Source organism: Chryseobacterium glaciei (assembly GCF_001648155.1).
GTDB classification, from domain to species: Bacteria; Bacteroidota; Bacteroidia; order Flavobacteriales; family Weeksellaceae; genus Chryseobacterium; species Chryseobacterium glaciei.
On record NZ_CP015199.1, the window covers coordinates 4,004,247 to 4,030,392 of the forward strand.

The 26,146-nt window shown below is 33.5% G+C and carries 25 protein-coding genes and 4 tRNA genes; 17 read left to right on the forward strand and 12 right to left on the reverse strand.

The genetic code is table 11. From position 1 onward, the window contains the following. Positions 1-78: 78 nt before the first annotated feature. The 4 genes from A0O34_RS18010 to A0O34_RS18025 all read right to left on the reverse strand — a co-directional run bounded on the left by A0O34_RS18010 (position 79) and on the right by A0O34_RS18025 (position 3,679). On the reverse strand, positions 79-696 hold the full coding sequence (locus A0O34_RS18010) for a hypothetical protein (RefSeq protein ID WP_157886059.1): 618 nt from the start codon (positions 694-696) through the stop codon (positions 79-81). A gap of 43 nt (positions 697-739) precedes the next feature. Continuing rightward, a complete protein-coding gene (locus A0O34_RS18015; protein ID WP_066757773.1) occupies positions 740-1,450 on the reverse strand; it encodes a hypothetical protein in 711 nt (236 codons plus the stop codon). A 224-nt stretch (positions 1,451-1,674) separates the two neighbouring features. After that, positions 1,675-2,835, reverse strand: coding sequence for a T9SS type A sorting domain-containing protein (locus A0O34_RS18020; protein WP_066757779.1), 1,161 nt, complete (start codon positions 2,833-2,835; stop codon positions 1,675-1,677). A 127-nt stretch (positions 2,836-2,962) separates the two neighbouring features. Next, complete coding sequence (locus tag A0O34_RS18025) at positions 2,963-3,679, reverse strand: LytR/AlgR family response regulator transcription factor (RefSeq protein WP_066757781.1); 717 nt, start codon at positions 3,677-3,679, stop codon at positions 2,963-2,965. Positions 3,680-3,953: 274 nt separating this feature from the next. Between A0O34_RS18025 and A0O34_RS18030 the strand changes: the two genes are divergently transcribed. The 5 genes from A0O34_RS18030 (at position 3,954) to A0O34_RS18050 (ending at position 10,213) form a co-directional block, all read left to right on the forward strand. After that, a complete protein-coding gene (locus A0O34_RS18030) occupies positions 3,954-5,840 on the forward strand; it encodes a DNA topoisomerase IV subunit B (RefSeq protein ID WP_066757789.1) in 1,887 nt (628 codons plus the stop codon). 138 nt (positions 5,841-5,978) lie between these two features. Next, the gene (locus A0O34_RS18035) at positions 5,979-6,428 is read left to right on the forward strand and encodes a hypothetical protein (protein ID WP_228394314.1); all 450 of its coding nucleotides are present in this window, start codon (positions 5,979-5,981) and stop codon (positions 6,426-6,428) included. Then, positions 6,406-8,991 carry a DNA gyrase/topoisomerase IV subunit A gene (locus A0O34_RS18040; RefSeq protein ID WP_066757794.1) on the forward strand — a complete coding sequence of 862 codons (2,586 nt, stop codon included), beginning with the start codon at positions 6,406-6,408 and terminating at the stop codon, positions 8,989-8,991. Before A0O34_RS18035 ends, A0O34_RS18040 begins: the two co-directional genes overlap by 23 nt. Positions 8,992-9,004: 13 nt before the next feature. After that, on the forward strand, positions 9,005-9,565 hold the full coding sequence (locus A0O34_RS18045) for a hypothetical protein (protein WP_066757797.1): 561 nt from the start codon (positions 9,005-9,007) through the stop codon (positions 9,563-9,565). A 6-nt stretch (positions 9,566-9,571) separates the two neighbouring features. Then, complete coding sequence (locus tag A0O34_RS18050) at positions 9,572-10,213, forward strand: rhomboid family intramembrane serine protease (RefSeq protein WP_066757800.1); 642 nt, start codon at positions 9,572-9,574, stop codon at positions 10,211-10,213. 128 nt (positions 10,214-10,341) lie between these two features. Here the strand turns inward: A0O34_RS18050 and A0O34_RS18055 are convergent, their stop codons facing one another. Further along, positions 10,342-12,843 (reverse strand): pectate lyase family protein, encoded by a 2,502-nt coding sequence (locus A0O34_RS18055; protein WP_066757802.1) that lies wholly within the window; start codon positions 12,841-12,843, stop codon positions 10,342-10,344. 390 nt (positions 12,844-13,233) lie between these two features. Here A0O34_RS18055 and rhaM point away from each other — a divergent pair, with 390 nt between their 5' ends. Then, complete coding sequence (rhaM, locus tag A0O34_RS18060; protein ID WP_066757805.1) at positions 13,234-13,551, forward strand: L-rhamnose mutarotase; 318 nt, start codon at positions 13,234-13,236, stop codon at positions 13,549-13,551. A 46-nt stretch (positions 13,552-13,597) separates the two neighbouring features. On the opposite strand, the gene prmC is transcribed toward rhaM, so the two are convergent. The 4 genes from prmC to A0O34_RS18080 are packed head-to-tail and all read right to left on the reverse strand — an operon-like array spanning position 13,598 to position 16,546. Continuing rightward, positions 13,598-14,449, reverse strand: a complete 852-nt coding sequence (prmC, locus tag A0O34_RS18065) for a peptide chain release factor N(5)-glutamine methyltransferase (RefSeq protein ID WP_066757808.1) — start codon at positions 14,447-14,449, stop codon at positions 13,598-13,600. Beyond that, on the reverse strand, positions 14,449-15,207 hold the full coding sequence (gene yaaA / locus A0O34_RS18070; RefSeq protein ID WP_066759815.1) for a peroxide stress protein YaaA: 759 nt from the start codon (positions 15,205-15,207) through the stop codon (positions 14,449-14,451). Before yaaA ends, prmC begins: the two co-directional genes overlap by 1 nt. Before the next feature lie 4 nt (positions 15,208-15,211). Then, on the reverse strand, positions 15,212-15,913 hold the full coding sequence (locus tag A0O34_RS18075; protein ID WP_066757814.1) for a CPBP family intramembrane glutamic endopeptidase: 702 nt from the start codon (positions 15,911-15,913) through the stop codon (positions 15,212-15,214). Between the two features lie 21 nt (positions 15,914-15,934). Beyond that, a complete protein-coding gene (locus tag A0O34_RS18080) occupies positions 15,935-16,546 on the reverse strand; it encodes an L-threonylcarbamoyladenylate synthase (RefSeq protein ID WP_066757817.1) in 612 nt (203 codons plus the stop codon). 101 nt (positions 16,547-16,647) lie between these two features. Between A0O34_RS18080 and A0O34_RS18085 the strand changes: the two genes are divergently transcribed. The 5 genes from A0O34_RS18085 to A0O34_RS18105 all read left to right on the forward strand — a co-directional run bounded on the left by A0O34_RS18085 (position 16,648) and on the right by A0O34_RS18105 (position 17,771). Continuing rightward, positions 16,648-16,720, forward strand: a tRNA-Met gene (locus tag A0O34_RS18085). 41 nt (positions 16,721-16,761) lie between these two features. Then, a tRNA-Met gene (locus tag A0O34_RS18090) sits at positions 16,762-16,834 on the forward strand. A gap of 41 nt (positions 16,835-16,875) precedes the next feature. Continuing rightward, a tRNA-Met gene (locus tag A0O34_RS18095) sits at positions 16,876-16,948 on the forward strand. A 41-nt stretch (positions 16,949-16,989) separates the two neighbouring features. After that, a tRNA-Met gene (locus tag A0O34_RS18100) sits at positions 16,990-17,062 on the forward strand. A 136-nt stretch (positions 17,063-17,198) separates the two neighbouring features. Then, positions 17,199-17,771: a hypothetical protein gene (locus A0O34_RS18105; protein ID WP_157886060.1), complete on the forward strand. Its 573-nt coding sequence runs from the start codon at positions 17,199-17,201 to the stop codon at positions 17,769-17,771. Between the two features lie 53 nt (positions 17,772-17,824). Here A0O34_RS18105 and A0O34_RS18110 read toward each other — a convergent pair whose 3' ends face one another. After that, complete coding sequence (locus A0O34_RS18110) at positions 17,825-18,406, reverse strand: hypothetical protein (RefSeq protein ID WP_066757821.1); 582 nt, start codon at positions 18,404-18,406, stop codon at positions 17,825-17,827. A gap of 338 nt (positions 18,407-18,744) precedes the next feature. Here A0O34_RS18110 and A0O34_RS18115 point away from each other — a divergent pair, with 338 nt between their 5' ends. The 4 genes from A0O34_RS18115 (at position 18,745) to A0O34_RS18130 (ending at position 23,089) form a co-directional block, all read left to right on the forward strand. Beyond that, positions 18,745-19,110 (forward strand): BlaI/MecI/CopY family transcriptional regulator, encoded by a 366-nt coding sequence (locus A0O34_RS18115; RefSeq protein WP_066759816.1) that lies wholly within the window; start codon positions 18,745-18,747, stop codon positions 19,108-19,110. A 2-nt stretch (positions 19,111-19,112) separates the two neighbouring features. Next, positions 19,113-20,999 (forward strand): M56 family metallopeptidase, encoded by a 1,887-nt coding sequence (locus A0O34_RS18120; RefSeq protein ID WP_066757827.1) that lies wholly within the window; start codon positions 19,113-19,115, stop codon positions 20,997-20,999. A gap of 59 nt (positions 21,000-21,058) precedes the next feature. Next, on the forward strand, positions 21,059-21,946 hold the full coding sequence (locus A0O34_RS18125; protein ID WP_066757829.1) for a GLPGLI family protein: 888 nt from the start codon (positions 21,059-21,061) through the stop codon (positions 21,944-21,946). 294 nt (positions 21,947-22,240) lie between these two features. Beyond that, positions 22,241-23,089, forward strand: coding sequence for a GLPGLI family protein (locus A0O34_RS18130; protein WP_066757831.1), 849 nt, complete (start codon positions 22,241-22,243; stop codon positions 23,087-23,089). Positions 23,090-23,146: 57 nt separating this feature from the next. Here the strand turns inward: A0O34_RS18130 and fsa are convergent, their stop codons facing one another. Further along, entirely contained in the window at positions 23,147-23,800 is a 654-nt protein-coding gene (fsa, locus tag A0O34_RS18135; RefSeq protein ID WP_066757833.1) for a fructose-6-phosphate aldolase, read from the reverse strand. A 248-nt stretch (positions 23,801-24,048) separates the two neighbouring features. Between fsa and A0O34_RS18140 the strand changes: the two genes are divergently transcribed. Next, the gene (locus A0O34_RS18140; protein WP_066759817.1) at positions 24,049-24,534 is read left to right on the forward strand and encodes a YdeI/OmpD-associated family protein; all 486 of its coding nucleotides are present in this window, start codon (positions 24,049-24,051) and stop codon (positions 24,532-24,534) included. 46 nt (positions 24,535-24,580) lie between these two features. On the opposite strand, the gene A0O34_RS18145 is transcribed toward A0O34_RS18140, so the two are convergent. Next, a complete protein-coding gene (locus A0O34_RS18145) occupies positions 24,581-25,141 on the reverse strand; it encodes a tetratricopeptide repeat protein (protein WP_066757835.1) in 561 nt (186 codons plus the stop codon). 196 nt (positions 25,142-25,337) lie between these two features. Between A0O34_RS18145 and pepE the strand changes: the two genes are divergently transcribed. Beyond that, positions 25,338-26,030: a dipeptidase PepE gene (gene pepE / locus A0O34_RS18150; protein ID WP_066757837.1), complete on the forward strand. Its 693-nt coding sequence runs from the start codon at positions 25,338-25,340 to the stop codon at positions 26,028-26,030. Positions 26,031-26,146: the final 116 nt, after the last annotated feature.

Here is a 26,146-nt window from a genome sequence, read left to right on the forward strand (position 1 = left end):
CTATCTTCTTACAGACAGCCTTTTCTTCAATTTTATGTCAAATCTGCAATAAGGATTTTATCATTAAAAAAATTATATTTACTTAATCCATTCAAATATTTTTTCAGCTTTATGGGTACTTTCAAATCCGTCTACCGGAAAATAAGTCAGGGTGTCTTTTTTTAAGATCTCCTTTTTCATCCCGGTAACTTTTCTCTGATGTTCAGACATTATAGTGATGTTGTTTATTTTTAGTTTTTTTACAATAAACTCTGAGCAATAATACTCTTTATCACTTTCATCAAAAACGTAATCAAAATTAATATTTTCTTCTTTAGATTTTTTGAGAGATTCTTTTATGCCCTCCAATTTATTTGCATTAATATCTTTAAGTTTCCAGATGGAAAGATAATTAAGGTCTTCAGGTTTGATGAAATCTGTGATGTTTTCAATAAATAGATTGTGATTGTTTTTTTTATTTTTATCAACATACACATGATAAATGATCAGATGATGATCTTCTACAAAACCGATTCCGAGGTGAGATGCATATTTATTTTTAATATTAAAATCTTTTGCAAGATTTCCTAATTTCCCTGTGGTGCCCCTTTGAATAAGATAAATACTCTGATCATTAAAATCAAGGTTTTTTATTTTATAATCTAGCGTTGGCGTTTTATGGAAAGAAAAAATTGCTATTATGAGCAAAATACTCATAATAGCAATTAAAAAGTTTATTTTCTTTTTGAGGAAGATCATATTATTTATCAGTAAATACTCCGACAATAGATCCTACAAGAATACCAATTGCTCCTCCTACAACCATTCCAACCGGGAAAGCGATGAGTCCTCCGACTGCAACTCCTACTCCAAAGCCAATCATACCGCCCCAAATAAAGTTGGGTGTTTTTCCAAATACATTTTTACTGTAATTTCCTTCTTCGTCATTTACTTTAAAATCATTCAGATTTTTGATAAGGCTTTTTTCATAACTCGGAAGAGATTTGAAATTTGAATTCACTTCCAAATTTGAAATCGACTGCATATTGATCATTTTTGCCAGAGTTTTGGCAGCAGGGGAAAGATTGGTCTGCTGTATAAGAGTATCAAATGGCGTATTCATATTGCTTATCGTAGTTGCAATAATCTGATTCACCTGATCAAGTTTTAATTGCTGATCTATAGGAATCTGGGCTTTGAGATAAAATTCATCAAGATCACTCTGTGTCAAGACGTAGTTTGCTCCTGCAGCCTTTACTTTATTTCCTATGTAATTTGCAGCAGCGTTAAAAGGATCTGAAGTTGCAAAGTAGTCTCCGTCGGTAAATTTCAACGAAAGTGTGGTTATATCAGGTAACGTGGAGGTGATTTCCTGTGCAGATTCTGCAATGGTGTTGTCTTCGCTGCATGAATAGAAGATCGCAGGTGATGTTACAAGTCCAATTACTGTTAAAAGAGTTTTTGTTTTCATATATTAATTAGTTTTGTATGATAAAGGTATCAGGAAATCAACTGTAATGATATGGCCAACAAGTAAGTATATTTAGATTTTGATTAAGTGTATTGATTTTTCAGGTAAATGATTTTAAAGAGGCTGATCTTTGATTATTTCTGAAGGTTGGCTATGCGAAAAAAGATCATCCGCAGATGATCTTTTTTAGAAGTCTGTAAAAGCTGTTTCTAAAACTTTTTACTTTATTGAATAAGCATCTTTTTAGACTCTGCCACTTTTCCGTCAACAGTCATCTGATAAACATACGAACCACTTTGAATACCTGTAATATTGATGGTTCCGTTTCCTTTATCTTTCAAAGAAATGGTCTTCACAAGCTGTCCCGAAATACTATACACGGATATAGCTGCCTGTTTAGAATTTGCCGGAAGGTAATATTTTATGTCAGTTTCTCCTTTTGCCGGATTGGGTATGTTTTGATACAGTCTTGGTCCATTAGACTCCGAGCTTAGATCTAGACTTATTTTATTTTGCTTAAGCAGATCTTTTAATTCCTGAATTTCTTTTTTAAGCTCATCAATCTGTGTCTGAATTTCTACCGGATTCTGGTTGTCAGACTGTCTGGTTATTGTACTGGTAGCAACCATTACATTTCCGTCATTATCTACGACCAGAGCACGGCCGGAGCCGCTGGGCAAACCTTGTAAACGCACAGTGCCTACAGAATGAAAATTAGCAGTGGGAGCAGTCGTTCGCACTCCTACAAACTGATCCCTGATGAGCATTGTAGATGTTCCAGACATTCCAAACATGATAGAGCGAGGTATTGTATTGGTCAATTTTGCTCCTGATGTTCCTGATCCTATCACAAAAGAACGGTCACCGGTAGTTGCCAGATCTATTCCGAAACCTCCGGAATAATAAGTTCCAAGGTCTATGCCTACACCGATTGCAAACTGATTGGTTGCTCTGATGGTATTGGCCCACCCCAGTGCCACTGATTTCCCGGCAGAGTTCAGTACGGTATTTAACTGTCCTGCAACAATATTTCCGCCGCCACTGTTAGAAAGATTATTTTCCCAACCTACAATTAAAGAACTGTCTACATTGGCTCCCAAAACATTTCCGATTCCGGCTACCAGACTTCCTTTGGCATTTACGGTATTTGAGTTATTCACTCCGTCTACCACAAAAGATCCTGAGCTGGTTAATGAGGCCTGCCCCGGGTTTGTTGTTGCTCCATTCACTCTTAGAAATAACGGGACAATTCCTGTGGTTCCAACATAGTTTAAGCTGCTTGTGGTAGCATTACCCGTGGTAAGCCATTGTCCGTTAACAAATCCGGTTGAAAATAATAGAACGGCAACAGCCAGACTTTTCATGTTTAATAGGTCTCTTTTCATAATAAGTAAACTTTGATGATTGATTTTCTCAAAAGTATCAAAGCATTATTGATGAGCCTATTAGAAGTGATTAAGTGTCTGTATTATATTGAGTATTTGTTGTTGTTTTTCATTTAATTGTGAAATATTAAACTATTTTTTGTAAAAAATCATTCTTTTTACGGACTGAAACATCCAGAACGGAATTATCAGCCATTACAACCTGTCCGCCTTTTCCTTTGATATATTCCTTGAGGTGTTCAAGGTTGATCAGATGTTTATGGTGTATTCTGAAGAAATTATGATCTGAAAGATGTTTTTCAAAGTCATACAATGTTTTAGAAACAATTACTTTGGTTTTGTCTGCAAGATAAATGAATGTATAATTAGAGTCTGCCTCACAGCGAATAATTTCATCGATATTCACCCTTTTAAAACCCTGTAATGTAGGAAGATTAATTTTGCTCTGAAATGTAGTGTTGAGCGTGACAATTTTACTTTTTCTGAAGTTTTCTAAAGCTTTATTGACTGCTTTTACAAAATCAAGTTTTTTAACAGGTTTCAGGATATAGTTGCTAACGCCCTTTTTGATAGCTTCGATGGCAGACTTTTCAGAATTGGTAATGAATATAATCTGCGAATTTTCCTGATAACGTAGAAAAAGATCACCTGTATTATCATCTATTAGTTCTGAATTCAGAAAGATTAAATCTGAAGATCTTCTCGACAAAAATTCAAAAGCCTGCAGAATATCATTGGATTTGAAGGTAATTTCAAATTCCGGAAACTCACTTTTTAATAATAAAGAAATATTATCTTCATCATCGTGCTCGTCAATAATACAAGTTTGTAAATTGTTTTCCATAATGCTTTGAGTTTGGTTTTTAGTTTTAGTTAATTTTTCATTTGATTTTATTGTTTTACTATTTTATATTGAAATTGTTTAATAAATGTCGTGTAATTTAATAAATATTAATAATAGTTTAAATTCGTTTCTCACGTTATGTTGAATAATGTAAATGTATGATTTCATTAATAATAATGCAACACTTAAAGCAAAAAAACAAGAAAAATGAATTAAAAAAATCTGGTGTATTTTTATTCAATTTCGTACTTTTGTATGTTTGCTGAAATAATATATGTCACAAGAAATAAATCCAATCTATTCCGAAGATAATATCAGAACCCTCGATTGGCAGGAGCACATTCGTTTACGTCCCGGAATGTATATCGGGAAGTTAGGAGACGGCTCATCTGCTGATGACGGTATTTATATTTTGCTTAAAGAAATTCTGGACAACTCTATCGATGAGTTCAGAATGAAGTCGGGTAAGAGAATTGAAATAAAAGTGGACGACGGTAAAGTTATGATTCGTGACTTTGGCCGTGGAATTCCATTAGGAAAAGTGGTAGACGCTGTTTCCAAAATGAATACTGGGGGTAAGTATGATAGTAAAGCCTTCAAAAAATCTGTAGGTCTGAATGGGGTAGGTACAAAAGCTGTAAATGCTCTTTCAGAATATTTCCGTGTACGATCTTTCCGTGAAGGAAAAATGAAGATGGCAGAATTTTCCCGTGGGATGATTACGGAAGATTTTGAAGAAAAAGATACCTCAGACAGAAACGGAACCGAAATTTCCTTTGTTCCGGATGGAGAAATTTTCCTTCATTTCAAATACAGAAAAGAGTATATCGAAAGGATGTTACGTAATTATGCGTATCTAAATCCGGGATTAAAAATTCTTTTCAACGGAGAAACATTTTATTCTGAAAATGGTCTTAAAGACTTATTGGAAGAGGAAGTGGAAAGTGAAATTCTTTATCCAATCGTTCACTTGAGGGATAATGATATTGAATTAGCCATCACGCATTCCGATAAATCTCAGACCGAGACCTATTTTTCATTCGTTAACGGACAAAATACAACGCAGGGTGGAACGCACTTAAATGCCTTCCGTGAAGCGTATGTAAAAACGATCCGTGAGTTTTTTAATAAGAATTTTGATGCTTCTGATATCAGAAAATCGATCATCGCAGCGATTTCCATTAATGTTGAAGAGCCTGTTTTTGAATCTCAGACGAAAACTAAATTAGGTTCAAACGATATTGGACCAAATGGGCCAACGGTTAGAACTTTCATCATTGATTTTCTGAAAAGTAAATTAGATAATTTCTTACATAAAAATCCTGAAATTTCTGAAGCGATCCAGAGAAAAATATTGATCTCGGAAAGAGAAAGAAAAGAGCTTTCCGGAATTCAGAAATTGGCGAGAGAAAGAGCTAAGAAAGTTTCTCTTCACAATAAAAAACTTCGTGACTGCAGACAGCATTATAATGATCAAAAGGCTGAAAGAAAAGGAGATACGCAGATTTTTATTACCGAAGGAGATTCTGCATCAGGATCAATCACAAAATCTAGACAGGTAGAAACTCAGGCTGTATTTTCATTAAAAGGAAAGCCTTTGAATTGCTATGGGCTTACGAAAAAGGTAGTGTACGAAAATGAAGAATTCAATTTGCTTCAAGCTGCTTTAAATATCGAAGAAAGTCTTGAAGACTTAAGATATAACCACGTAATTATTGCAACAGATGCCGACGTCGATGGGATGCACATTCGTTTGCTGATGATCACATTCTTTTTACAGTTTTTCCCTGATCTGATTAAGAATGGACACCTTTATATCCTTCAAACTCCTTTGTTTAGGGTAAGAAATAAAAAGGAAACAAGATATTGTTACTCCGAACAGGAAAGAGTGAAAGCATTAAACGAGTTGGGAAAGAACCCTGAGATTACTCGATTCAAAGGATTGGGAGAGATCTCGCCTGATGAGTTTAAACATTTCATTGGTAAAGACATTCGTCTGGAACCTGTCGTGATCGGAAAAGATCAGACAATAGAACAGTTATTAGAATTTTACATGGGTAAAAATACTCCGGACAGACAGTTGTTTATCTTGGATAACCTTGTCGTAGAAGACCCGGATATTGATAAAAAAGAAATATTGAGTGAAGCTATAGAAGAATAAATAATACAAATACAATGATGAAAAAAGACCACTTAAAACACCAAAAAACAAAACACACCAAAACACACACTAATTAATATGAGACTGAGTAACCGTAACAAAGCTTCGGTATATAACTTTGTGAATACGCTATTGATAATGGCAGTTTTAATCGGGATTGCGCTTTTTCTTCTTGAAGAATATAGATTTAATATTTTAGGATTAGAAAGCTATTTATTAATGATTATTCCTATTGCCTTACTAATAGCTTTTTACTTAAGAGGAAGACAAATTTTTGAGTACGACAGTGATGGGGAGGCCCTTAATTTTAAAAACCGAAACATTGTTCCATTTCTGGATAAGCCATTAAGTGATGAGTTCCCGAAATACAAACTGATAAACTATGAGATTATAGATGTTTTCTTTATTAAAAGACTCTATGTTACCATTTCAAGTAAAGTTAGTGGATCCACAATGTTGAAATATGAAATTTCGTACCTCACGAGAAAAGAAGTAACAGATTTAAAGTTCTCTTTAAATAAAGTCGTAAAAGCTAATAACGAGAAAAAAGAGTTAAAAATAAAAAATGACAGAAGAACACTCTCATGAAGGTGAAAGCTTAAAAAAAGTTTCCGGTCTTTACAAAGATTGGTTTCTTGATTATGCATCGTATGTAATTTTAGACAGGGCAATTCCGTCTGTTTATGATGGTTTGAAGCCTGTTCAGCGAAGAATCATGCACTCCATGCGTGAGCTGGAAGACGGTCGTTACAACAAAGTTGCCAATATCGTTGGAAATACCATGAAATATCACCCTCATGGTGATGCGTCGATTACCGATGCAATGGTAGCGATCGGCCAAAAGGAACTCTTAATAGATACTCAGGGAAACTGGGGAAATATCTATACAGGAGATTCTGCGGCGGCGGCGAGATATATTGAAGCGAGATTAACACCTTTTGCACTAGAAGTTGTCTTCAATCCTAAAACAACGGAGTGGGCAAAATCTTATGACGGTAGGAATAACGAACCGATCGACCTACCTGTAAAATTTCCATTGCTTCTTGCACAGGGAGTTGAGGGAATTGGTGTTGGGCTTTCAACCAAGATTCTTCCACATAATTTTAATGAATTAATTAATGCTTCTGTTGCCTATTTAAAAGGTAAAAAGTTTGAAATATTCCCAGATTTCTTAACCGCCGGATATTTAGATATTTCTGAATATAACGACGGTCATAGAGGGGGGAAAGTAAGAGCCAGAGCCAGAATTACGCAGACAGACAAGCATACTTTAGTGATTACTGAGCTTCCTTTTTCTAAAAATACGAGCGATTTAATTGATTCAATATTAAAAGCGAATGAAAAAGGAAAAATCAAGATCAAAAAAATTGAGGACAATACGTCTGATAAAGTAGAAATCCTTATTCATCTTCCAAATGATTCTTCGCCTGATAAAACAATTGATGCTTTATACGCATTTACAGATTGCCAGGTAACTATTTCTCCGAATGCGTGTGTAATTGTTGGTGATAAACCAATGTTCCTGAACGTTTCTGAGATTTTAAGAATGAATACTGATCACACAGTTTCATTGCTCAAAAAAGAATTGGAGATCGAACTTCACGAGTTGCAGGAAAACTGGCATTTCTCTTCATTGGAAAGGATTTTCATTGAAAACAGAATTTACCACGATATTGAAGAAGTTGAAACTTGGGATGATGTTTTATTAACAATCGACAAAGGCTTAAAACCTCACACGAAACATCTGTTAAGAGCCGTAACGCAGGAAGATATTCTTCGATTGACAGAGATCAGAATTAAGAGAATTTCAAGATTCGATTTAGATAAATTTAAAGAAAATATAGCCGCTCTTGAAGGCAAAATTGAACTTGTAAAACATAACCTGGCTCACCTTATTACCTATGCAATTGATTATTATTTAAATATTCAAAAGAAATTTGGTAAGGATAGAGAAAGAAAAACGGAGCTTAGAATTTTTGATACGATTGATGCAACGAAAGTAGCCGTAGCCAACGAAAAATTCTATGCTAATTTTGAAGAAGGTTTCATCGGAACTTCTCTGAAAAAAGATCAGTATTTATTTGATTGTTCGGACATCGACGAGATCATTACTTTCAGAAAAGACGGAAGCATGAAAGTCGTAAAAGTGGAAGCTAAAACTTTTATCGGAAAGGATATTTTGCATGTTGCAATTTTCAAGAAAAACGATAAGAGAACGGTTTACAACATGATTTACCGTGAAGGTAGAGACGGGCCATATTACATGAAACGTTTTTCCGTAACGGGTGTGACCAGAAACACAGATTATCCGTTAGCTTCAGATAAAAAATTCTCTGAAATGCTTTATTTCTCAGCAAATCCAAATGGTGAAGCAGAAACGGTATCGGTACTTTTAAAGCCAAATCCAAGAATCAGAAAAAATAAAATGGATATTGATTTCTCTGAATTAGCCATCAAAGGGCGTGATTCTAAAGGGAATTTGGTAACCAAATATTCTATTAAAAAAGTTGATCTTAAAGAAGAAGGCGTTTCTACATTAGCACCAAGAAGAATTTGGTTTGATGATACCGTTAGAAGACTAAACGCAGACGGAAGAGGAACTTTATTGGGAAGTTTTAAAGGAGACGATAAAATATTAATTGTCACGGGTAACGGAGAAGCTAAATTGATTTCTTTTGATCTAGGAAACCGTTTCGATGACGAATACCTGATCTTAGAAAAATGGAGACCTAATCAGCCAATCACATGTATTTATTATGATGGCGAAAAGGAAATTTATTTTATCAAAAGGTTCCTTTTGGAGAATAATACGAATCCGCAGGCCTTTATGCCATCAGAACATCCTAAGTCATTTATCGAAAATATAATTGTAGCGAATGGCTGTACTGCAGAAATCGCTTTTGCAAAAGATAAAGGAAAAGAACGAGATCCTGAAACAGTAAATATTGACGAATTTATTGCCGTAAAAGGGATTAAAGCTATTGGAAATCAGTTTACTAAATTTAAAGTTAAGACAATCAACGTAACCATTCCTGAACCTGAAGAGGAAGAGCCGGAAGTATATGAAGAACCTGAAAATACAGAAGGAACGGATGATGACGGAGGTGTGATAGGTGATTTGTTTGATGCAGGAGAACCTGAAAATCAATAGATTTTATAATTAAATGAAAAGAATATTATTTCCGATTGCAATTTTCGCGATCAGTTTTTCCTGCAAAGAGAAAAAAGAAAAGGTAACCGAAACAAAAGTTATTGAAACCAAAGTTGCTGATTCTGCGCAAAGTGTAGTTTCAGAAGAAATAACTGATGAAAAACCTAGAAAAGAAGATACCGACTATGAAATGGTCAGTGAAAAAGATTTCAAGCAATGGAAAGGCGAGTATCATTTAGATTATCTTGATTATGCAGGAGAGAATGACGGGACAAAGCTCAAATCGAAATTAGTATTGGACGGACCTGAAGATGGTCATTTCTATCTTTGGTATGAGAAACCAAGTGACACCGCAAAATTAGGTATGCATCATGTATACGGAAGTTTTGGTAAGGCTGATAATGAGAATACAGCCATTAAATTTTTACCCGAAATCGTTATTGAAGGAGAAAATACAGGAATTGATTTAGACTTTTTCTTATATAACAAAAACAATACGTTTTATATTAAAAGTGAGATGATTCCTTCTGAAGGAGGAGTCACAAAAGAGCTTCCGATTCAAAAAATTAAATAAAAAATTATGAATATAGTAGTTTTAGTAATCATTGCCGTGACCTGTATTATCAGTTACATGGGGCTTAATAATATTCAGTTATTTGAAAAATATAAGTTTAATATTAATGCGATAAAATCCAAAAAAGAATATATAAGATTGGTAAGTTCAGCATTTCTTCATGCGGATTTTATGCACTTATTCTTCAATATGTTGTCTTTGTATTTCTTTCAGGGAGTGGTTATTCATTTTTTTGGAACTATAGGGTTTTTAATTATCTACTTTGGATCGATGATTCTTGGAAATTTGTTTAGCTTACTTATTTACAAAAATCAACCTTGGTATTCAGCTATTGGAGCTTCTGGTGCTGTTTCCGGGATTATCTTCGCGTCAATTGCGATGGCTCCAAACGAAATTAGCGTTAATTTTTTACCAGGCTGGCTTTTCGGAACATTATATTTCGGATATTCTGTATATATGATGTTAAATCCAAAGCAATGGGATAATCTGGGACACTCTGCACATTTAGGTGGAGCATTTTTCGGATTGGTTTATTCAATCGCATTGCACCCTGATTTAGCATTAAGTAATTGGTATTTCTTAGGAGCAATGTCCCTTCCTTTAATATATTTATCTTATCAAATATTTATAAAAAAAAAGATAGGTTAAAAAATTAATTTTAAATAATATTAAAACCAATGAGCTTAAATTCTGTTCATTGGTTTTATTTTTTTTAACTAAAAAACCGCCTCAAGAGAATGAGACGGTTAAAAAAATATAATTAGCTGTTAAAAAAATTACTTCTTGATAATTTTTTGATTTACAAGTCCTTGTTTTGTTTTTATCTGAATGAAATACATTCCGGATGGAAATCCGCTCATATCAATTGATCGAGTGTTTCCTTTGATATTTTTAACAATTTCTCCCAAACCATTCATTAAAATAATATTTTCAATGGGATTTTTTTCAGAATTTGAGATGGTAAGAATTGTTTCTACCGGATTTGGATAAATCGACAGTTTCTCAACCTTATTTTCATGAGTCGCTAAAACAGCGGAAGAAGCATATTGTGTTTTAATGTAAAACAGATTCGCAACACTTCCTTTTGTAATCGAGTGTGAACCCGCATTTACCGTTGGAATCGTTACAACTCCCAAAGATGCCGTGTAAGAAATTCCGTCTACTTTTACAGTTCCGCTGAATGTTGGATCAAAAACTAAAGTTAATGAAGATGGAGCTGTTGTATTATAGTTGATTGAGGTTGCAGATTCTATTTTTAAACGTTTTGTTAAAGCTATTCCATCATAGTTTGCTGATCCATCGGTTGAATTAATATTCGCTGATGTAAATGAATAGAACGAACTGCTTAAATTAGAAGCTGTAAAGTTATGCACCTCATTTCCTTGCGGATTTGTTCCTGTTGTGGTCACTGCAATACTTCCTGTTCCAGAAACTGGAGTTCCCGAAGAACCAACCGTCGTTACTGTGAAATCTACATCCGCAGTCGGGATTCCAGATATAGTTATTGTTTTATTGGTCACATTTTTCACAAAGCTTATTCCTGAAGCGGGAAGTCCTGTTACGGTAGCATCGGTTGCTGTTCCACCCCAAGTGAAGATCATTGGTTCGATGGCACTTCCCACAGTTACATTTTGATCGTTGTTCGATGCAATAAGTAGTGTTTGAGAACTAACCGGAGTTGAAACTTCTCCCTGTACAAATACCAAAGTAGGAGTGTAGCCTTGTAATAAAGCCATCAAACCTGTATTTACCGCATCAGAAGTATCATCAACTGCATTATTGAATGTCCAATTGATATCTCCACCCGAAACTCTTCCCGAATACTGTGTTACTTTATCTTTTGCAGCCGTGGGAGAATCCGGAACCAATGAATTGATATATAATGAAGCATTAGTATCAAAATTATTATACGTTGCATTTCCCTGGAAAGCTTTGATATTAACTGTCAATGCTTCACTTCTAGTTGTTGCAACATAAGCATCAAACTGAGCGGATGCGCTTGTTGAGTTGTATGGAATAAAAGCATTTTGGTTGATCATATAATTATCAAAAGCTTTGATCATTCCGCCATTTTCGCCTGAAAAAGTTCCTGTAGAACCGTTAGCAACATCAGTTCCTTGTTTTGAAATAAGCGTCGGATATTTACAGTTTCTGAAATAATTTCCTTCAACAAAAACAGATGAACCTAACGTTGATCCGACTCCATATTTTGAGTTTCCGTCATAATAATTGTTGTAAACATGTGCCGAATAATAACGAACACGCGGATGTCTTGAATCTGAATGATCAAACCAATTGTGATGATAAGTGATGTAAAGTCCGGCTGTTGTTCCTTCGCTCAAACCAAGAAGACAGCTTTTACCATTGTCCCAAAAATGGTTGTATGAAAAAGTGATATACGTTGATTTTTTAGCATCCAAAGCTCCGTCACCTTTCGCCTGATCAGCATCTCCACCTGGTTTTCCGTAGAAAAAGTCGCAGTTGTGAGCCCAGACATAGCTGTTATCTTGTTGTAGACTTAAATTGTCACCTTCTGCAGCGTCAGTCAACATAAAACCTAGATTTCTTACTTCAACATTGGTTGCATTTTTAATTCTTACACCCCAACCATTAACAACAGCGTCGGAACCAACGCCTTCAAATGTGACTGAATTGGCCGCAAGACTTTTATTTTCAATTACAGCATCACCATTTAGCAAATAACTTGGATCTGTAATATTTCCGATTAATCTTACGACTAAAGGACGGCTGTCAATTCCTTTTTTGAAACCGTCCAAAATAGTTTGTAACCCTACACAAGGGTTTGCATTAGCGCCTGTTACGTTCAGGGAAACTGTATTTTTTGTTCCTTGAGTGATGTAAATAACTACTGCATTGGATTTTAGAGTTCCATCAAGATTGTATGCTCCAGGAATTCTTCCGTTGCTGTGAGCAAAGCCGGTTCTGTCATGAGGAAGTACAGTTACTGCATTGGACACAGCTTCCGGACCTTCCACATTATTGGTTACGGGAACAACTTTTATAGTATAATTTCCTGCACTAAGACCTAAAATATCAGCTCTAAAATAAGAACCGTAACTTCTTATTAATTGTGTATCAATAAGTTTGTTGGTTTGTCCACCACCGGTATAATAGACTTTGTAACTATCAACTCCGCTTATTGGAGTCCATTTTACGTATGCTGTTTCAAGCCAACCTGTCGCTTGGGTTATGGTAACTTGTGCTTTCAGCAAAATGGAGCTGAAGAGAAGCACAAAATAAATAAAGAATTTTTTCATGATTAATAATATTAGTTTAGTTTTAAAATTGATTTTACAACGTGCAATCGATTGCTCTCAAATATATATAAATTTTCAATATAAATCATTTTGTTGTGAAATTAATCATAAAAAAGCTTGTAAGTGGTTTATTATAAAAGGTTTTCGGTTTTTAGTTGAAAATATGTTAATCGTATAACCTTGGAATTAATGGTCTATTTTATTTTCCTAAAAAAGTGGATAATGTAACGAAAAAGAGATTTAATTGAGAAAAATAGATTTTAAATCAATTAGAAATAGTGTAATTATTAAAATCATTCAAGTTCTTTTATCTTGAAATTTGGCTGTTTTAAAAATGATACTTAGTTTTAATATTTAAAAGAAGAAAATACATTTACAAAAAAACAAATAATGAAAAAAAGAGTATCCTTCAAAATGTTTCTAAAGCCCGGTTGCGAAAACGAATATGAAAAAAGGCACAACGAAATTTGGCCGGAACTACAGGCATTATTAAAAGAATCGGGAGTGTCTGATTATACGATATATTGGGATAGAGACACCAATATTCTATTTGCCCATCAAACTATTTCGGAAGGTGCAGGTTCTCAGGACTTAGGAACTTCTGAAATTGTGAAAAAATGGTGGAATCATATGGCGGATATTATGGAAACCAATCCGGATAACTCTCCAATAAGCGTTCCTTTAAAAGAAGTTTTTCATTTAGAGTAAATAGTTGATCCTCTTTGTTTTGAAAGCTTTTTCAGTTCCGTTTGTATTATTTAATTCCAACAATAAAACGATCATTTTCAGATAAATCTTTAACAAGCTTAACTTCTGAAAACAAATCTTTATAAAGATTCAAAGTTTCCAGACCTAATTTTTGATTAATTTCTAAAAATAATAATCCGTTTTTATTTAAATATTTTTCAGAATCGTCTGCTATTTTTCGGTAAAAAATCAACGCGTCAGAAGTGGGAGAGAAGAGTGCCATTTTGGGCTCAAATTCTTTCACAGAATCGGCAATTTCGGTCTCTTCTTCAATTCCAATATAAGGTGGATTTGAAATGATAACGTCGTAATTATCAGTCAATTCAAAATTAAGATAATCCGCATGAATCAAATTGATTTTCAATTGATGAAAATCTGCATTTTTTTTTGCAACTTCTAAAGCTTTTTCAGAAAAATCGATTGATGAAACTTCGGCTTCAGGAAAATGTTTCTTTAAAACTAAAGGAATTATCCCGCTTCCGGTTCCGATGTCGAGGATTTTCAACTTGTGAATTGTGAATTGTGAATTGTGAATTTTTTGAATCGCGATTTCCAATAATTCTTCCGTTTCAGGGCGTGGAATTAGCACATTTTCATTCACAAAAAACTTCATTCCGTAAAATTCCGTTTCACCTAAAATATGCTGATACGGCTTGTTGGTTTTTAATTCTAAAATAACTTTTTGAAGCTTATTTTCATCCTCAATCAATAATTTCTGATCGGATAATCTTCTTTGATTAAAAGTATCAAGACCTAAAAAATGTTCTATAAAAATGGAGTATAAAAAAGCACTTTCCGATTCTGTATACAGCTCGGAAAGTTCATTTTGGAAGTATTGCTTATATTCTAAAATCGTCATTATCTTGTAAAAACCAATTTAGTATCTGTAGATTTTTCTTCGTTGATTCTATAACCTTCGTAGTTGAAAGCTTTTACATCATTCAATGTTTTCGCATTGGTTTCTGCGCAGAATCTTACGGCCAAACCTCTTGCGTGTTTTGTGTAAACTACGATTGTTTTCAGTTTTCCTTCTCTTAATTCGTAAAAATCAAAATCAATTACGGGGTGATTTAGCTTTTTTCTGTCGATTACTTTTCCGTATTCGTTGCTACATAAATGAAGAAGAACTTCATTTTTTTTCATCTCAGAATTCAATTGTTCGGTCACTTTTTCTTTCCAGAATTCGTACAGATTTTTATAATTTTCAAACTCGAAATTACGTCCCATTTCCAGTCTGTAAAGCATTACTTTGTCAGAAGGTTTCAACAAACCATACAATCCGGAAAGTATTCTGTAGTTTTTCTGTAAATAATCTACGGCGTTTTTATCTAAAGTTTTAGCATCCAGCCCTCTGTAAACTTCACCTGTAAAGGCAAACATGGCGGGAGCAGATTCTTTTGCGGTTGGTTTTTCTTTCCATTTTTGGTTTCTTTCCCAGTTTTCATCGGCCAGTTTTGGCGATATTTCCATGAGTTCAGAAAGATATTTTGGAGATCTATGTTTTAAATGTGATTGTAAAAGTGCTGCTTCTTCAATGAATTTAGGCGTTGTAGTTCTCAAAAGGTCTGTTGAGTTTTCTACGTTCATTAATTTAGCAGGAGATGTTATTATTTTCATGTTGTTAAAAGGCGGATAAATGTTTAATATCAATAAAATTCATGATCATTAAAGACACAAAATCAAATAGAAAATGGCACATAATGATGATTTTAATATTCGAATATAATTTATAAAATACAGCAAAAACGATCCCGATAAAGAGAGGTCCTACAACCTGACCAATCGTTCCGTATGTACTGTGAAGAATTCCAAATAAAATAGCGGAGATCATAACTCCTAAAACCGGACTGTTGTATATTTTTTCAACTCTGGGCTGGATGTAACCTCGCATTAAAACCTCTTCTACAACGCCCGCAGTTAGACACGTAAAAATAATCAAAAAATAATTATTCTTAAAAATCGATTGCAGCTGAATGAGTTTGTCGCTCATTTTTTCATGCGTAATAAGAAAGATTAACCCATTTAAAAGTGCGCCTCCAATCGCGCAAATAAAATAAAGACAAAGCACGGCACCAATATAAAAAGACATTGGATATTTTTTGTCTTTCCAAATCGTAATGGAGCTTTTCTCGATTAATTTACTGTAAAGAAAAATCAATAACAAAACGATCCAAATAACAATTCTGCTATTAAAAAACAGACCGGCTGTCATAGTTTTTGTCCCTGTAATTAAGCTCAAGAAAGGAAAAACATAAAGCATCACTAATGCAAGGAGCGCAAAAGTGAGAAGAATTCCTAAAGAATATTTTCCGTTAAAACTCATAAAATGATTGAGAAATTATAATTAAATAATTCCTTTTCCTTGTCTGATCAGTTCAGGTTCTCCGGAAGTAAGGTCTACAATTGTTGAAGCTACGTTGTCTCCATATCCTGAATCAATGACAATATCAACCAGATGGTCATATTTTTCGGCAATTAATTCGGGATCTGTAGAATATTCAATGATCTCGTCATCATCTTTTATGGAAGTTGAGGCAATCGGATGTCCTAATTTTTCAACAATAAGCTGTGGAATCGGGTGATCCGGCACACGAATACCGATTGTTTTGTGACCTTTATAAGCTAAAGGCACACTTTTGTTGGCATCCAAAATAAATGTGAAAGGACCTGGAAGATGGCTTTTTAAAAACCTGAAAACCGAAGTGTCAATAGGTCTCGTAAAATCTGAAAGATGGCTTAAATCATTACAAATAATAGAGAATTGAGCCTTCTCCAGTTTCATTTTTTTGATCTGAGCCAGTTTTTCCATGGCTTTTATATCAAAAATATTACAACCTAACGCATAAATAGTATCGGACGGATAAATGATCAATCCGCCATTATTTAAACATTTAATTACCTCATTAATAAGATTTTCCTGAGGGTTTTCCGGGTAAATTCTTAGTATTTTTGCCATAGTACAAAGATACAAATATTAAAATAGTTTTCATAAAACTCCTTTATTTAAAAGAAAAATTAGGATTTTAAGAAAATTTTCGTACATTTGCAATCCAATATCGCGGGATGGAGCAGTAGGTAGCTCGTCGGGCTCATAACCCGAAGGTCATAGGTTCGAGTCCTGTTCCCGCTACTAAGTTATAAGTGTTTTCGGTAAACACTCTAAAGATACACCGCGGGATGGAGCAGTAGGTAGCTCGTCGGGCTCATAACCCGAAGGTCATAGGTTCGAGTCCTGTTCCCGCTACTAAGTTATAAGTGTTTTCGGTAAACACTCTAAAGATACACCGCGGGATGGAGCAGTAGGTAGCTCGTCGGGCTCATAACCCGAAGGTCATAGGTTCGAGTCCTGTTCCCGCTACTAAGTTATAAGTGCTTTCGGTAAGCACTCTAAAGATACACCGCGGGATGGAGCAGTAGGTAGCTCGTCGGGCTCATAACCCGAAGGTCATAGGTTCGAGTCCTGTTCCCGCTACTAAATCAAGAGAATCACATTGTGGTTCTCTTTTTTTGTTCAATCAATTCTAAATTCCACAAAATTATTTTCAAAACATTTTCTACAGTCTTTATGTATTGATTTTTTACGCATCTTTATGATAAAATTTAATAAAATGGAAGCTGTCATTATTTCTGAGAGAAAAAAATCAGTGGTAACAGATATAATTCTTGTTACGATTTTCGGTTTAGTTCCATTATTTTTTTTTATTAAATGGTTAATATCATCGGATGATGTTGCTGGTAGCATTTGTATTAGCGTTTTGATAATAGCCATACTATTTTTCCCGATTGTTGTAATATCAGGCTACATCTGGGATGTAAAACAGAAAATAGTTTTATCTGAAGCCGGAATAAAATTATGCTACGGAAGAAATATTGTAGATATTTTACATGGTGAGGGTAGTTTCAGAATATTTCCTGATAATGAAATCCATTGGAATAAAATAACAGGCTTTGATATAAGTTCTGAAGAACGTCGGGAGGCGACTGAAGGTGGCGGTTATTCTACTACAATAAGGTATAGTCTCCTTATTAAAATCCAAAATCCAAAAGTGGTTGTATATAATGCTCAGGAGTTCAAGATAAATTACTCTACTATCAGGTTGGGGAAATTTAAGGAACCCCCTAATGAAATATTAGGAATTTGTGAACGGTTTCAAAAATCCATTCAAAATGAAAATCATTAAGTAACAATTTTATTAAATAAAAAAAAATCCCACTTTAAAAGCGGGATCATGTATTATTGAGCTATTGTAGCGTAAGGACTTAATTTGTAGTCTTCAGCATTGGTTTGATCCATAAAATCTTTTTTCTGCATTCCTTTCATTCTTCCTGCAGCATCACTTGCATTGAAATAAGCTTCACTTAGTTTAGTTGCCATTTCAGCAGGGTTAAAATCTATTTTAGTATCACCTTCTACACCCAGATATCCGTTCTTTTTAGTAAGGTAAGTGATGTAATTTTTATAGTTGATCATGGTATCTCTGAACATTCTGTTATGGTACTCCAGACATTTTTTAGATTTTTTATTTGAATTGTTTAGAATACAGCTAGACATATTTCCTCTGTACAAACGCCATTCCTGCTCTACTTTTGCATATTCTTTTCCTAAAGCGGTCTTTCCGTTAATAAGGATATTGTTGTCGCCTTCTTTAGTCGCGATTGTCTGCAAATGTCCTATAACAAGAGGAACTGTTTTTTCAATTTTTGCTTTAGTTTCTTTTAAAGTCCCAAAATCTGCTGCAGGAGAGTTTTTCTTTTGAGCAGTCGTTACATTAAAAATAAGTAGTAATAGTACAATCAATAAATTATATCTTTTCATGAGAAATTTTTAAAGCACTAAAATAAATATATTTTCTCAGTTTAAACAAATAGATTTTAATTTTATTTAATAAAAATTAACAAGTTTTAAGAATTTATGTTCTAATCCTAAATTTTACTGCCGATTAATGAGGTAATAAATTCGATCAATTAAAAATTTAACATATTTTAATAAAATTTATTTAATTGATTTTCAGAACTTTATATTAATTAATCTTTTATCACTAAGAAAATAGTTGTTGGAGTGGAATTTATTTCTACATTTGTATAACTAATTTCTTAGTGATATAGAATTTTGATACAATTTTATATCATATTTAATGATAAATGAAACAGGATATGATAATTCAGACGTTAACAAAGGCAGAAGAGCAGGTAATGCAGTATTTATGGAAACTCGAAAAAGGATTCTTAAAAGATGTCCTTGATCTTTTTCCGGAGCCAAAACCGCATACCAATACTGTTTCAACTATTTTAAAAGTGTTGAAAGACAAAGAGTTCGTAGACTACAGGGTTTACGGAAGACAGCATGAATATTTCCCGTTGATCTCAAAAGAGCAGTATTCGGGGAAGACCATGAAGAGCCTTGTGAAAAACTATTTTAAAGGTTCTTATAAAAGTGCCGTTTCATTTCTTGTAGAAAAAAATGAAATGACCGTTGAAGATCTTGAAATTTTATTAAACGAACTCAAAAAGAAAGACTAGCTATGGAAGCAATACTTCTATACTTTGTAAAAGTAATTTTATCTTCTGGTGTAATGTTTTTGTATTATCAGTTGTCTTTAAAAGACAAGACATTTCATCATTATAACAGATTTTATTTACTGTCTGCAATATTGATATCACTATTATTACCGTTGATCACGGTGGATGATTTTACGATAGAGGTAAATAATGATGTTTATAGCTTGCTGGATAAGATACAGAATTTTAATACAACCAAAAACATAGAAAATGACCACACTTATTTTAGAATTATTTTTTCAGCTTTGGGATTGGTTTCTCTCTATTTTTTAGGAAGATTCATTTACGGAATCTTTAGAATACAACAGCTTAAAAGCCAATTTCAAAAAGAAAGTTTTGATGGTATCAATTTTTACCATACAAACCTCACCGAAGCTCCGTTCTCTTACTTTAAAAACCTGTTCTGGAAGAATACAATTATATTGAATTCAGACATCGGAAAACAGATTTTAAAGCACGAAATGGTGCATATTGAGCAGAAACACTCATTCGATAAAATTTTTATTGAAGTGATTACTTCCGTTTTCTGGTTCAATCCATTTTTTCATATCATTAAAAAAGAAATAAGTTTAATTCACGAGTATCTGGCTGATAAAAAGGCCGTAAAACAATCGGACACAAAAGCATTTGCGCAGATGCTTTTAGCAAGTCACTTTTCCGGAACACAGTTACCTGCAACCAGTCCGTTTCTAAGTTCAAATCTAAAAAAACGACTCAAAATGTTACAAAAACCTAAAACCAAATTCGGATATGCGCGAAGAATCTTTGCATTGCCGGTTTTATTTTCAGTGGCTTTTGCCTATATGGTAAATGCTAAAAATAAAGAGATTAAAGAAACAAATATTGCGATTCAGGAAGCTGTTTCTCAAATAAAAAAAGACACGATAAGACCAGAAAAAAGCAAAGATATAATTGTTGCTTCCAAAGGATATAAAAAATCTGATGACGAGAAAAAAATCGCCGATCTCAGTAAAAAAATACAGGAAAAAAGTAAAGCTTTAAAAGAATTAAAACCTGAAAGCAAAGAATTTCAAAAACATGTTGACGAATTGGGAGAACTTTCTTCTGAAATAGGCAAAATTGCAAGTTCGGATAATTTTCAGAAAACAATATTGGCCTACAGAATGGATGGTTCTGAAATGAAAAATATTAATGATTTTTTCAAATCAGACGAATGGAAAAATAAAGTAAAAGAGCTTAAAAGCATGAACATTGAAATGCCGGAAATGCCCGAAATGAATTTTAACTTTCCTGACGTTCCGCCATTTCCAAAAGCTCCAAAAGCTCCAAATGCTCCGGATGCACCAAACGCTCCAAGTTCACCGAATGTATCAAAGGCAAGACTTTATAAATTTAGTGATCGACAAGACATGAAATGGAGCCCTGAAGCTGATATGACCTTTGCTGAAAGAGCTAAAGAATCTGCATCAACAGCCAAAAAAAGAGCTGAACTCGACAGAAAAAGAGCAAAACTTGAAGAAAAAAGAGCGAAGCTAGAAGGAGAGAGAGCAAAACTTGATGTAGAAAGAAGAGTCTTGGAAGGGAAAAATGGAAGAGTTTACATTCAGAGTAATAGCTTTAGTAATATTCCGAATGACAAAATGTTGAGAATCAATGCTCAGACTATGAGAATGAATAAAGGCCAAAACGATAGTTTTACAATAACAACTACTGGATCTGGAAGTGTAGTTGGTGATACTGGAGACATGAAGATTTTTATTGATGGTAAACCTTCTACAAAACAAGATATGGAAGCTTTAAAACCAAATGAAATTTCTTCAATGAATATCATGAAAAACTCAAATAACGGAAAAACAGAAGGCAGCATACAAATTCAGACCAAAAAATAAAGTTCAATAAGCTTTGTTGATATTTAAATTGGCAAAGCTTTTTATTTAATACCATAAATATGAAAAAAAATATAGTATTCTTTCTGCTTGTAAGCATATTTGCCAATGCACAGATCAACCGATTTTATTATGATTACAAATATATTTCAGATTCCACCAATAAAGCGGAAGTGAAAAGTGATATAATGCTTTTAGACATTGATAAAAATGGGTCAAAATATTATAGTCGCGAAAAATTTGTCTCTGATTCTATCTCAAAAGCTGATCTTGCAAAACAGTTGAAAGGCGGATTGGGCGGAAGCATTAACATCAAAAAAAATATAAAACCGGGAACAATTTTCGCAACCGTTACAAAAGCTTATCCCGATTATAAAGTATCACTTTCAGAAAAAATAGGACAAACAATCTATAAAGTTGTAGAAGACCAAAAGCCCGAATGGAAAATTCTTCCTGAAAAACAAAAAATAGGGGAATACAATACTCAGAAAGCGACAACAACTTTTGGAGGAAGACAATGGGTAGCATGGTTCAGTGCAGATATTCCTTTTCAGGATGGGCCATATAAATTTTACGGATTACCGGGACTGATTGTTAAATTAGAAGATAAAACGGGTTCACATATAATGACTTTAATTGGTAATAAAAAAACAGAGGCAAGTACAGAAGAGGAACTTCAATTACCGGGTGTTACAATGATTGGTTTGGGTGGTAAAGATATTGAGGTAACTAAAAAGCAATTTAAAAAAGCCTGGAAAGATTATCAGACAGATCCGACAAAAGATATGAAGCAGTCAATGAGTACTCTTCCCGCTGGTGCTGTGGTAAAAATGAGAAATCAGGATGGAAAAGATATTGGTGTGAACGAGATGTACAGGAATATTGAGAAAAGAGCAAAAGAAGAAATACAGAAAAATAATAACAAAATAGAACCTGATTTATACAAATAATCAGCCTATTTTAACATAACTAAAAATCCCGAAACTCAGTTTCGGGATTTTTTATTTTCTTTCATTAAAAAAATAAAAACGTTAGAATGGTTAATGAAAATGGTGAAAAATTATGTATAAATAAAGAAGTTAGAAATCAGAAAAAAGAAGTCAATTAAGAAAATTTTAGAAATAATAAATTCTTAGAATTAGATTTACTAAAATAAAGATAGCAAGTGTAGATTAGTTTTAGCATTTTTTTCGTTTACTAATATTGAGGATATATTTTTTATACTTTAGTGAAAATTACAACAGATGAAAAAATTGATGATTGCTTTTATTACACTTTTGGGGATACTTACTTGTGCTCAGAATCAGCGTTTTATCTATGAATATAAATTTGTAAAAGATTCTACTGAAAAAGATAAGGCTGAGACGGAGTTAATGTATCTGGACGTTACAAAAAAGGGTTCCAAATTCTACAGTATAGACACAAGGGCCACAGATTCTTTATCAATGGGAGAAGCTAAAGAAATGTCCGGAATGCAAATGGCAACAGCCATGAAAGGGCAGATTTCCTTTATTGTAGAAAAGTCTTATCCAAGCTATCAAACGATATTTTTCGACAGACTTGATAATGATATTAATAAATATAAAGTCATTGATACCAGAAAATTAAATTGGAAAATTTTACCAGATAAAGAAAAAATAGGTGAGTTTACAGCACAAAAAGCTACATTGGATTTTGCTGGAAGATTATGGACAGCTTGGTTCGTTTCTACTATTCCGATTCAGGACGGACCGTATAAATTTAAAGGATTACCGGGACTTATTGTGAAGATCACCGACAAAACAAATTCTCATATTTTTGAATTGAAAGGAATAGAAAAACTCAAAGAAAACGAAGTTTGGACTACAGAAGTTGGCAATCAATTTGAAAGAATAATCTCTGTTGATCTTAAAAAATACCGCAAACTCTTTATTGAAGATAGAAAAAATCCAGATAAAATGCTTTCGTTGCCATCTTCGGAAGGAATGACAGTAATGTTGGGGGATAACGGCGAGCCGATGAACCGCAATGAACAAATTAAAGAACTGGAAAAAATGTCCAAAGAAAGAAACGCAAAAGACAATAACGTTCTTGAACTAGATTTATTGAAATAAAAACAAACCCCTGAAAAGTAATTTTCAAGGGTTTTATATTTTAAAGTAAGCTTAATATTAAGCTAATTTCTGAGAATCTGCAATAAACTGAGCCAATCCGCTGTCTGTTAATGGGTGTCTCAACAAACTCAAGATCGGAGGAAGTGGAGAAGTAATAACATCAGCACCGATTTTAGCACAGTCAATAATGTGCATTTGGTGACGGATAGATGCTGCTAAAATTTCAGTGTCATACATATAGTTATCAAAAATTAATCTGATTTCTTGGATTAAGTTTAATCCGTCTGTAGAAATGTCATCTAATCTACCTAAGAAAGGAGAAACGTAAGTTGCACCCGCTTTTGCAGCTAAAAGAGCCTGTCCAGCAGAGAAAATCAACGTACAGTTAGTTTTGATTCCTTTATCAGAAAAATATTTTAAAGCTTTGATACCGTCTTTGATCATTGGAATTTTCACAACGATATTCGGGTGGATTGCAGCCAATTCATCACCTTCTTTGATCATTTCTTCGTAAGTTGTAGAAAGAACTTCAGCAGAAATATCTCCGTCTACGATCTCGCAAATTGCTTTATAATGATTTTTGATAGCCTCAGCTCCCTGAATTCCTTCTTTAGCCATTAAAGACGGGTTAGTTGTTACCCCATCTAAAATTCCAAGGTCTTTAGCTTCTCTAATTTGCTCTAAATTGGCAGTGTCAATAAAAAATTTCATTTGTTTAAAGATTTATTTATACAAAGATAAACAATCCTTTTTGAGTGGAAAACTTAATTAGAATTACGTTTTTGATAACATACCAAAAATTCCCCTCTTTGGAAAACGTGGTTAAAAAAGTAAGTACTATAAAACATTGTTAAACACAAATCACACTACTATTTTTCACAAATAAACACAATCATCTGTGCAAATCCGTGAAATCTGTGGGAAATAAAATAACAGCAAAATTCCTAACTTTGTTATCAATGAAAAACCACTTCACAGCCCAACTAGAAATCATAGGCATCAATCCTTTTGTTTTTATTCCTGAGAAAGTTTTAAATGAAATTTTTGAAACTTCGGAAAAAAATAAAAGTCCAATTCCGGTGAAAGGAACTGTAAATGGGAAAGAATTCAAGCAAAATTTAATGAAATATTTAGGAGAATGGCGGTTATACGTCAACTTAACCATGTTAAAAGATTCTCCCAAAAAAATAGGCGAAACAATTGAAGTTTCAATTGAATTTGATAATTCAGACAGAACGATTTCCATTCATCCTCAATTGGATAAAGCGATTAAAGAAAATCCTGTTGCCTTACAAAATTTTGAAAATTTAATTCCTTCAAGAAGATTAGAATTGATTCGCTACATCAATAATTTAAAAACAGAAGCCAGCATTCAAAGAAATATTGAAAAAATAATCAAACATTTACACGGCGAAACTGACTTTTTTGGTAAGAATATTAATTGAAAACAATAAAAAAATCCGAGAAATTTTTCCCGGATTTTACTTTATTTTATGAATTTAAAGCTTTACTCAATTTTACAGCGTCCTGATTGCTAGGGTCATACTGTATAGATTTTGCAATATGTTCTTTTGCTTTGGCAGGATCAGATTGCTGTTCTGCAAAGGCAACATAGAAATAAGCGTAAGCTAAATTTTTCTTATTTTGTTCTACTTCTTCCGGTTTTACCGTTGCAATATATTTCTCGTAAGAAAGTTTTGCGTTGGCATCATCTTTAGCAGCTTGATAAGCGTATGCCTGACTGTAATATGATGGAGCCCAATCCGGTAACAAAGCAGATATCTTTTTCCAAGTATCAACTGCATTTGTCCAGTCTGATGCTTCCTGATATGCTGTAGCCAATTTTGCTAATGATTCTGTATCCTTCGGATTTGTTTCGATTTGTTTTTTAAGTCCGTCGATCGTTGCATTGCCAGATTGAGCTGTAGCAGCCGTAGTTGTTGTACTGCTTGCAGTATCCGTTTGCGTTGTTTGTGCATTTACAAAACTTGCACTTCCTACAAGGATTAAACCTAAAAACACAGTTTTGATATTAATTTTAGTCATTTTCATAATCGTACATTTTTAAAATTCTTATTTTTAAAATTCAATAATAATTCCACAAAGGCTTAAATTTTAGAAGCTTTAAGTTTTTTTAGAAAATATTAACGGATAAATGCATTTTTTTAGCTTAATTTTTGATTCATTGATGTTTGAGTTATCTTTGTAATTCAAGTTTTATTTTTAATAATCAATATAATTTTATTATATGAACATCATATTAGCCTCAACTTCCACAATTTTTGGTGGTGAATATTTAGAATATCTAAGAGAAGAATTAATACAATTATATAAAGGTATTGATGAAATAATCTTCGTTCCTTTTGCAAGGCCGGGCGGAATTTCCCACGACGATTACACCGCAAAAGCCCGTTCTTTCTTCGAAACAATTAATATTAAAGTAAAAGGTCTTCATGAATTTGAAGATAAAAGTGAAGCTTTAAACAACGCTAAAGGATATTTTACAGGCGGAGGAAATACATTTTTATTGGTTAAAACTTTACATGAAGAAAATTTGATGTCAGTTTTAAAATCAAACGTAGAAAGCGGAAAAGCGTATTTAGGGTGTAGTGCAGGAAGTAATATTGGCGGACAAAATATGAAAACTACGAACGATATGCCGATCGTTTATCCGCCAAGTTTTGAATGTATGGGATTGGTTCCTTTTAATTTGAATCCACATTATTTAGATCCAAATCCGGATTTGAAGCATAATGGAGAAACCAGAGAAACAAGAATCAAAGAATTTTTAACGCAAAATGATCTTAAAGTTGTCGGACTTCGAGAAGGAAACTGGATCAGAAGAATTGGCGATAAAATTTCTGTTGAAGGAAGTGAACTGACAAGGATTTTTGAAAAAGGAAAAGAGCCGTACGAAATAGAATCTGGTTCAGAATTGTAATTTTAATTATATTTGATTTAAATAATAGTAAATGCTTCAACTTCGCTCAGCATAACAACGTTATAAAATGACAGTTAGTATTAGAAATGTCATGCTGAGCGAAGTCGAAGCATCTG